3 protein-coding genes are annotated in these 1,506 nt (G+C 60.8%); all 3 read left to right on the plus strand.

From position 1 onward, the window contains the following. The first annotated feature begins 71 nt into the window (after window positions 1-71). The 3 genes from EPN29_14245 (at window position 72) to EPN29_14255 (ending at window position 1,204) form a co-directional block, all read left to right on the plus strand. Window positions 72-257, plus strand: a complete 186-nt coding sequence (locus tag EPN29_14245) for a hypothetical protein (GenBank protein TAN30750.1) — start codon at window positions 72-74, stop codon at window positions 255-257. Between the two features lie 150 nt (window positions 258-407). Next, entirely contained in the window at window positions 408-863 is a 456-nt protein-coding gene (locus EPN29_14250) for a hypothetical protein (protein ID TAN30751.1), read from the plus strand. Next, window positions 836-1,204: a hypothetical protein gene (locus EPN29_14255; protein ID TAN30752.1), complete on the plus strand. Its 369-nt coding sequence runs from the start codon at window positions 836-838 to the stop codon at window positions 1,202-1,204. The genes EPN29_14250 and EPN29_14255 overlap by 28 nt, the downstream gene beginning before the upstream one ends. Window positions 1,205-1,506 lie beyond the last annotated feature (302 nt).

Here is a 1,506-nt window from a genome sequence, read left to right on the forward strand (position 1 = left end):
GCTCGAGGGCTTGACCAAGTACGCCAAGGACAAGGCCTTCCAGAAGAAGTGGGCGGCGTGCAAGCAGGTGCGTGAGTGTCTATTGCTGCGCTCGGTTTGTTCGCTCACGCTCGTCTCGCTCGCAGGCGAACCGCGAGCGCCTCTGCGACTACATCGAGGCGACCCTCGGCCTCACGGTGAACAGGCACGCGCTCATCGACGTCCAGGTCAAGCGCATCCACGAGTACAGTACGTTACGCGCAACCATGACTCGGTAGCCCGTCCTTGCTGATGAGATCGACTCACAGAGCGTCAGTTCATGAACATCCTCGGCGTCATCTTCCGCTACCTTCAGCTCAAGAAGGCGAGTATGCGCTTCCTCTTAATGCGCACGCGCGTCAAGCTAATCTCTGAACGACGCGCAACAGATGTCGCCGGCCGACCGCAAGCGCCTTGTCCCTCGCCTCTCCGTCTTCGCAGGCAAAGCCGCGCCCGGCTACTACATTGCAAAGCTCATCATTCGCCTCTGCAACGCGGTCTCGAAGACGATCAACGCCGACAAGGACATTCGCGAGTCGCTCTCGGTCGCCTTCCTTCCGGACTACTCGGTGCGTTCAGCTTCCCCATCTCTCGCGCGAAATGGATGCTCACGGCTCGCTCAATACCATGCGCAGGTCTCGCTCGCCGAGATCATCATCCCGGCGTCGGACATCTCGGAGCACATCTCGACCGCCGGAACTGAGGCGAGTGGCACATCCAACATGAAATTCGCACTCAACGGCGGTCTCTTGCTCGGCACGCTCGACGGCGCCAACATCGAGATCGCCGAGGCTGTCGGTGACGAGAACGGCAAGTCATTTCGCAGACTTGTCTCGCTGCTCTAGTTCTCACGCTTTGCCGCCGCCCAGTCTTCTTCTTCGGGCACATCACGCCCGACGTCCCCAAGCTCCGTCGCGCACACCACTTCGGCGAGGTGCAGTACCCGGCCGAGCTGCTTGAAGTCGTCGACGCGATCCGGTCCGGCATGTTCGGCGAGGCAGGCGTGTTCGAGCCGCTCCTCGGCACCCTCTTTGAGGGCAAGGACCACTACCTCGTCAGCGACGACTTCTTGTCGTACCTCCAGGCGCAGAAGATGGTCGACGAGGCTTACGTCGACCAACCGTCGTGGGTCGAAAAGACAAGTGCGGACCCGCTTCTGGCGCTGCGTCTGTCCAACATACCCTGACACGCTTCGTTCTCACAGTCAACAGCACCGCTCGCATGGGACGCTTCGCCAGCGACCGTGCCGTCTTGCAATACGCCGAAGGTGCGCCGCCCGCCGTTCTCTCCTCTCCCTCGTGTCCCTGCGCCGACTCGTCTGACCGCGCCATTCACTGACACTCTGCCTTGTCTGCGTCACAGAGATCTGGAACATCGAGCCTATCAAGATCCCCCAAGACGCTTAGACAGACAATTTCGCCCTCATTCCCGAATCCCTGCCTCGCTTCGCCTCCAAACACTCTCTGCCCCGCTCTCTCTTCAGGTCTC

The sequence above is a fragment of the bacterium genome (genome assembly GCA_004299235.1).
Classification (GTDB): Bacteria; Chloroflexota; Dormibacteria; order Dormibacterales; family Dormibacteraceae; genus SCQL01.

Excerpts from the sequence above, each read along its gene's own strand:
- EPN29_14250 (TAN30751.1), top strand. The coding sequence starts at position 408 with ATGTCGCCGGCCGACCGCAAGCGCCTTGTCCCTCGCCTCTCCGTCTTC.